Annotated in this window: 8 protein-coding genes; 4 read left to right on the top strand and 4 right to left on the bottom strand. The window is 69.3% G+C overall.

The window, feature by feature from the left end; genetic code table 11:
• Positions 1-137: 137 nt before the first annotated feature.
• Entirely contained in the window at positions 138-407 is a 270-nt protein-coding gene (gene rpsO, locus NS283_RS17350) for a 30S ribosomal protein S15 (protein WP_058598104.1), read from the bottom strand.
• A gap of 289 nt (positions 408-696) precedes the next feature.
• Here rpsO and NS283_RS17345 point away from each other — a divergent pair, with 289 nt between their 5' ends.
• The 3 genes from NS283_RS17345 (at position 697) to NS283_RS17335 (ending at position 3,345) form a co-directional block, all read left to right on the top strand.
• Positions 697-918, top strand: a complete 222-nt coding sequence (locus tag NS283_RS17345) for a DUF167 domain-containing protein (protein WP_058598103.1) — start codon at positions 697-699, stop codon at positions 916-918.
• Positions 915-2,219, top strand: a complete 1,305-nt coding sequence (locus NS283_RS17340) for an MFS transporter (protein ID WP_058598102.1) — start codon at positions 915-917, stop codon at positions 2,217-2,219. The genes NS283_RS17345 and NS283_RS17340 overlap by 4 nt, the downstream gene beginning before the upstream one ends.
• A 208-nt stretch (positions 2,220-2,427) precedes the next feature.
• Positions 2,428-3,345 (top strand): DMT family transporter, encoded by a 918-nt coding sequence (locus tag NS283_RS17335; protein ID WP_058598105.1) that lies wholly within the window; start codon positions 2,428-2,430, stop codon positions 3,343-3,345.
• A 66-nt stretch (positions 3,346-3,411) separates the two neighbouring features.
• Here the strand turns inward: NS283_RS17335 and NS283_RS17330 are convergent, their stop codons facing one another.
• The 3 genes from NS283_RS17330 to NS283_RS17320 form a co-directional block, all read right to left on the bottom strand.
• A complete protein-coding gene (locus tag NS283_RS17330; protein WP_058598101.1) occupies positions 3,412-3,972 on the bottom strand; it encodes a YceI family protein in 561 nt (186 codons plus the stop codon).
• A 141-nt stretch (positions 3,973-4,113) separates the two neighbouring features.
• Positions 4,114-4,479, bottom strand: a complete 366-nt coding sequence (locus NS283_RS17325; RefSeq protein ID WP_013583439.1) for an FKBP-type peptidyl-prolyl cis-trans isomerase — start codon at positions 4,477-4,479, stop codon at positions 4,114-4,116.
• Between the two features lie 256 nt (positions 4,480-4,735).
• Entirely contained in the window at positions 4,736-5,896 is a 1,161-nt protein-coding gene (locus tag NS283_RS17320) for a PrsW family intramembrane metalloprotease (protein ID WP_058598100.1), read from the bottom strand.
• 83 nt (positions 5,897-5,979) lie between these two features.
• Between NS283_RS17320 and NS283_RS17315 the strand changes: the two genes are divergently transcribed.
• A complete protein-coding gene (locus tag NS283_RS17315) occupies positions 5,980-6,846 on the top strand; it encodes a fumarylacetoacetate hydrolase family protein (RefSeq protein WP_058598099.1) in 867 nt (288 codons plus the stop codon).
• Positions 6,847-6,872: the final 26 nt, after the last annotated feature.

The raw sequence follows: 6,872 nt of genomic DNA, 5'->3' as shown, positions 1-6,872 counted from the left end.
GCACAGCGCGTTTATGCGAGCGGATCGCGTTTATGCGTGACGGGGAGCTACCCCACGGCATCCGGGAATGACGAAGGCCGCCCCACACCGTGGGGCGGCCTTCCAAGAATGTTTTGCGCGATTGAACGCTGGTGCGATTAGCGACGCAGACCGAGACGCTCGATGAGCGAGCGATAACGGTTGATGTCGACCTCCTGCAGGTAACCCAGCAGGCGGCGGCGCTGACCGACGAGCAGGAACAGGCCACGGCGCGAGTGGTGGTCGTGCTTGTGTGCCTTGAGGTGCTCGGTGAGGTCCTTGATGCGCTGCGTCAGCATCGCGACCTGCACCTCGGGGGATCCGGTGTCACCGGGGTGCGTCGCGTACTCTTCGATGATCGCCTTCTTGACGTCTGCTTCCAGTGCCATAGGTGATCCCCTTCCTCTTCGTTGCGCGGCGCCCGACGCCTGATGCGTGGGCTCTCTTTATCCGCGGCCGATCGAACGGCAACCGCATGAGTCTACCAGCATCCGGATTCGGCACGAACACTCGGCCACCGCGGCGGACCAGCGTGGTTCATCTGCATGACGACTGGGGCTGATGTCGCCTGGAAACGCCCCCGGTTCACCACCTGCCCCACGGGTCATGCGAATGAACCGCACCGCGCTCGCTAGGCATCGGCACCCCGATGTCCGCGGCCTGGCGTAGCCTCGATCCGTGCAGCTCACGGTCCGCGTCAAGCCCGGCAGTCGACGCGGCCCTCTCGTCGAAGACACCGCCGAGGGTCTCGTGGTGCACGTTCGCGAGCGCGCGGTCGACGGGGCAGCGAACGCGGGTGTTGTGAAGGTGCTTGCCGCGCACTTCGGCGTCGCTCCCCGCGACATCGAGATCCTGCGAGGACACACGGCGCGCATCAAACGTGTCGAGGTCGACGCGTGACCGCGCGCCGCAGCGCGTTCATCGACCTGCGCCCGCTGACGACGTCACCCGCGTTCGCGCGCCTGTGGATCGGATCGACCCTCGCCGGCCTCGGCGGGCAGCTCACGGTCGTGGCGGTCATGCTGCACGTCTTCGAGCTGACGCAGAGCACCTTCGCCGTGTCGATGATCGCTGTGGCGGGGCTGCTCCCGATGATCCTCGCCGGACTTTACGGCGGCATGCTCGCCGACGCGTTCGACCGGCGCACCGTGGCGCTTCTCGCGGCCGTGGTCACGTTCGTCTCGACCGCGCTGCTGGCGGCCCTCGCCTGGACGGGCCTCGAGACGGTCGGGTGGCTGTTCGTCCTGAGCGTCGTGAACTCCGCGGCGAACTCCATCGTCATGGCGACCAAGTCGGCGATCACCCCACGGCTGATCCCCCGCGAGCTGCTGCCGGCGGCTGCAGCCCTTCAGGGCGTCACCGTCGGGATCATGGTCATGGCCGGCCCCGCGCTGGCCGGTGTGCTCGTCGCGGTCGCGGGCTACGCCTGGACCTACTCGCTCGACGTGCTGCTGATGACGTCGCTGTTCCTCGGACTGTGGTCATTGCCACGTCTGCGCCCCGAGGGCGAGGTGGTTCGACCGGGGCTCGAGTCGCTCCGCGACGGCGCCCGCTTCCTCCGCCGCGCCCCGAACATCCGCCTGCAGTACATCCTCGACATCACGGCGATGACGTTCGGCCAGCCCGTCACCCTCTTCCCCGCGATCGGTGCCGTGCTCCTCGGCGGCGGAGCCATCACCACCGGAGTCCTCACCGCGGCGGTCGCCGCGGGCGCCTTCCTCTCCAGTCTCTTCTCCGGCCCTATCGGGCGCGTGCGCCGCCAGGGCCTCGGGATCGAGCGGGCCATCCAGGTCTACGGCCTGTCCATCGGACTCTTCGGCCTGGTTCTCGTCGCCGCGAGCCTCGGATGGCTCCGTCCCGATGTCGTCGACGAGACCCACGCCGCGGTCGCGCTGATCGTTCTGGCGGCGGTCACGCTCGCCATCTCGGGCGCGGCCGACAACGTCAGCGCGATCTACCGCTCGACGATGATGCAGGCGGCGGTCCCGGATGCCATGCGCGGACGCCTCCAGGGCATCTTCATCGTCGTGGTGGCCGGTGGCCCCCGCGTCGGAGCGCTCTACGCCGGGACCCTCGCGACCCTGACCGCTCTCTGGGTGCCGCCGCTGTTCGGCGGCATCCTGATCCTCGCGCTCGTCGGCACGCTCGTCCGCTTCTCACCGCGGTTCCGGCAGTACGACGCGCTCGACCCCCAGCCCTGAGCCCGCCTGAACCCGCATAAACGCCATCCGCGCGCGGAAACACGGTGTGCTCGTGTTTCTGTGCGCTGATCGCGTTTATGGATGGGACCAGCGAGGCCCGGCACCGGGCGCCCGCACCCGACGTCACGGCTGCCGAACCTCGGCGGATTTCCGCCGTCGCACTCCCCCACGCCGCGCGGTGTCGCACCTCGGCCCTATCGTCGGGATCGTGGCATCCTCTTCCTCCCCGTCCCCCGTCTCGATCGCCGTGCAGTTCGTGCTCACCGGCATCGTGTGGGGCTCGAGCTTCCTCTTCATCGCGATCGCTCTCACCGGCATGACCCCGGCGCAGGTCGCGGGCGGCCGCCTGCTCTTCGGCGCCCTGGCGCTGGCGGCGATCGTCGCGATCCGTCGTGAGCGCCTCCCGCGGGACCGCCGCATCTGGGGCCACCTGAGCGTGCTCTCGCTCAGCTTCTGCGTCGTGCCGTTCCTGCTGTTCGCGTGGGCGGAGCAGCACGTGTCGTCCGGACTGGCCAGTATCTTCAACGCGACCACGCCGATCATGACCGCGATCATGGCGTGGGCGGTGTTCCGCGTCGAAAGCCTCAAGGTCGGCCAACTCGTCGGGATCGCGATCGGTATCCTCGGCGTCGTCGTCATCATCGCGCCCGGAGCGATCGCCGATGTGGGCGGCAGCACGATCGCACAGCTCGCCCTCCTCGGCGCGACGGCCTGCTACGGCTTCAGCCTGGCGTACATGCGCCGCTTCCTCGGCGACACCGGCCTCTCGGGCATCGCGTTCGCGTTCGGCTACATCGGGCCCGCCGCGGCGTTCATGGTGCTGCTGTCGCCGCTGATCCTCGCCGAACCCATGCAGCTCACGCTCCCGGTCGTCGCGAGCATCATCGCTCTCGGCGTGCTCGGCACGGGAATCGCCTACGTCTGGAACCAGAACACCCTGCGGGCGTGGGGTCCGACCCGCGCCTCGACCGTCACGTACATCACCCCGGTGGTCGGGGTGGCGCTCGGCATCCTGATCCTCGGCGAGCGCATCTCGTGGAACGAGCCGGTGGGCGCGGCGGTCGTGTTCCTCGGCATCCTGCTCGTGCAGCAGCGGCTGCGCCTCTCGCGCCGCTCCGAAGTGTGACTCACCCGGCTCGGTCGGAAACGACGAAGGTCCCGGATGCCATGGCATCCGGGACCTTCGAGGAGATCACGCCTGCAGGGCGAACTGCAGGTCGAGCTCGATGGTGACGTCCTTGCCGACGAGGACACCGCCGGTCTCGAGGGCGGCGTTCCAGGTGAGGCCGAAGTCTTCGCGGTTGATGACCGTCTTGGCGGTCGCGCCGGCCTTGTAGTTGCCCCACGGGTCGGTGCCGAAGCCGCCGAAGTCGATGGAGAAGGTGGCGGGCTTGCTGACGCCGCGGATGGTGAGCTCACCGTCGACGAGGAAGTCGCCGTCCTCGACGCGGACGCCGGTGGAGCGGAAGTCCATCGTCGGGTAGGTCTCGGTGTCGAAGAACTCGGCCGAACGCAGGTGCTGGTCGCGGCCCTCGTCCTTGGTGTCGACCGAGGTGACGTCGACGGACGCCTCGACGGTGGCCTCGAGCGGGTTCTCGGGGGCGACGAGGGTGGCGCTCTTCATGCCGAAGGTGCCGCGCACCTTGGAGATCATCATGTGACGGACGGTGAAGGTCACCTCGCTGTGCGAGGGGTCGAGCACCCAGGTCCCCGCCTTGTAACCGGGGATCTCGAGCGTGGTGGTGTCGGTCATGTCACTCCTAGAGGTCTGGGGAGCCGAATCGGCGTCCTGGGGAGGTCAAACTCCCATTCACAAGAATGTATTCCACGATCGTGAAAAAAGACGAACCCGAGGGTGCCGCAGCCCCCTCGGGTTCGTGAACATCGGATGTCGTCAGCCGACCTTGAGGAGGTCGATGATGAAGATGAGGGTCTTGCCACCGAGGAAGTGGCCGCCGGCGGGACCGTAGGCGAGGTGCGGGGGGATCACGAGCTCGCGGCGCCCGCCGACCTTCATGCCCGGGATGCCGTCCTGCCAGCCCTGGATCAGGCCGCGGAGGGGGAACTGGATGCTCTCGCCCCGGCCCCACGACGAGTCGAACTCTTCGCCCGACTCGTACTCGACACCGGCGTAGTGCACGGTGACGGTGTCGCCGGGCTTGGCCTCGTCGCCGTCGCCGACGATGATGTCGCGGATGACGAGGTCGGAGGGGGCGGGGCCGCTGGGAGCGTCGAACTCCGGCTTGGTGCGATCAGTCATGGGTCCATCCAAGCACGCCCGGCCCCTTCGAAAAGCCCCTGGACAAAGACTCAGCGCCCGGTGCCGCGGCGATGCCTGCGTGTCTCCCGGGCGCTGAGTTGGCCTATATCGATGGTGCTCCGGCGTCGAGGCGCTGTCAAGACCCCGCGCGCGTCGCGGCGGGAGCAACGCGGCCGGCGCCACGGCGCGAGCGTCGCCGCGCGATCCCGGCGCGAGCGACACCGCGCGCGTCACGGCGCGAGCGACGCCCCGAGAGTCACGGCGCGAGCAACGCCGCGCGCGCCGCCGTCGTGCGCTCCAGCAACTGACGCTCGGTCGCGACGGCGTGCGGGTCGCGGCCCGAGAGCGCCCGCTGTCGCGCGGCGGCGAGCGCCGTGGCATCCACGATGAAGTTCTTCATGATGCCGGAGCGGTCGCCGCGCAGCGTGCGCGCCCAGGCCACCGCCGAGCGGCGACCGGGAGCCGTGGCGAGCATCTCGACCTCTTGCGGGGTGAACCATCCCGCGTCGGCGTACTCGCCGAGCCGGACGCGGGTGAGCCGGGATTCCTCGCGACGGAGCAGCAGGATGCCGACGATGAACGCCACGAACAGGGGAACCTGCAGCGTGGCGTACACCTCGAAGAAGTTGAAGAACGTCGCCGATCCGTTCCACACCGCGTGCAGGACGATCGCCCCGATCAGCCCGGGGACGGCGTAGCCGAGCGCCTGGCCCGTCCGCAGCGACCGCCGCGCAGCCAGCCCGAAGGCGAAGCCCGTGAGGCTGGTGAACATGACGTGGGCGAACGGCGACAGGACCGCGCGGAGGAAGAACGTCGTGGCGACCTCCCCCGGCCCGCCCTCGAGGTAGCCGATGGCGAAATACTGCACGTTCTCGGTCAGGGCGAATCCCGCGCCGATGAGGGCGCCGTACACGATTCCGTCGACGGGGCCGTCGAAGAAACGGCGCGCGAAGGCGTACAGGAGCAGCAGACCGAGGCCCTTGGCGACCTCTTCGACGATCGGCGCCTGAACGACCGAGCTGACGGCATCCGGTAGTCCCCCCGTGACCAGCGTCACCAGCAGGTCGACACCCAGCGCGATCGCCACCGACGCCACCGCGCCCCACGCGACGGCGAAAATCAACAGGCGCCGCGGCTCGGGCTCCCACCGGTCGATGTAGCGCACGACGAACCACACGACGACGAAGGGGATGACGGCGAGAACGAGCCCGATGAAGGATGCCGCGGGCCCGAGGAACCGCGTGAAGTACAGCACCAGGAGGGCCAGCACCGGGACGAGCAGCGCCGCCACGATCCACAGCGCCACTCCCCCTCCCCGCACCCGCGGCGGAGCGGCCGAGACGGCGACGGGCGGGGTCGTCGAAATGCGGGCCGGTTGCCCGGGCGAGGGCTGGGAGAGCGGCGAGGGGTAGCTCATGCGACACAGCCTAGGGGCCACCCGCTCGCACGATCCGAGGGTTGTGGAGCCGGTCGACGCGAGGCGCCCGGTAGCGTGGAGGCATGCGTTTCGCCCACGTCCGTTCCCCGGAAGGGGCGGAGTCCCCTCGACTGGTCAGCGTCCACGCCGAAGAGTTCTCCTTCGTCGACGAGTTCTTCGCCGGTGCACCGCGCACCCTCGAGGAGCTCATCGCGGGCGGCGACGAGCTTCTCGATGCGGTTCGAGATGCCGCGACATCGGCGCCGCGGCATCCGCTGTCCGGCGTCTCCTTCGCGTCGGCGGTCCTCGCTCCCCCGTCGATCCTCGCGGTCGGCCTGAACTACGCCGCGCACTCGGGCGAGCTGGGGCTCAAGACCGACGCCGGCCCGACGGTCTTCGTGCTGTGGCCGAACTCGCTCACCGCGCACGAGGCGACGACGTCGTGGCCCCGCGCGCTCAGCGAGGCGGTCGACTACGAGGCCGAGCTCGGCGTGATCATCGGACGCCCGGGCCGCGACGTCGCCGAGGCCGACGCCCTCGATCACGTGTGGGGCTACACCGTGGTCAACGACATCACGGCGCGCAACATCCAGTTCTCGGAAGCCCAGTGGTCGCGCTGCAAGTCGTTCGACGGTTTCACCCCGACGGGGCCGTTCGTCGTCACCGCCGACGAGATCCCCGACCCGCAGGACCTGCACATCTGGACCGTCGTCGACGGGCACACGGTTCAGGATGCCAGCACCGGCCAGATGGTGCGGTCGGTCGCGACGCTCATCCACAAGCTGTCGGAGTCGGCGACGCTCCTACCCGGAACCCTTATCTCCACCGGCAGCCCCGGGGGCGCGGGCTACTCGCGCGACCCGCAGATCTTCCTCCGCGACCGCTCGACCGTCACGGTCGGCATCGACGGGATCGGCGAGCTGACGACGCACTGCCGCATCCTCGACTGACGACACCGAACGCGAGAGGGGCGGGA

It is taken from the genome of Microbacterium testaceum, assembly GCF_001476285.1.
Taxonomy (GTDB): Bacteria; Actinomycetota; Actinomycetes; order Actinomycetales; family Microbacteriaceae; genus Microbacterium; species Microbacterium testaceum_B.
Note: the sequence above shows the minus strand (reverse complement) of the source record. Positions and strands in the feature narration are given on the sequence as shown.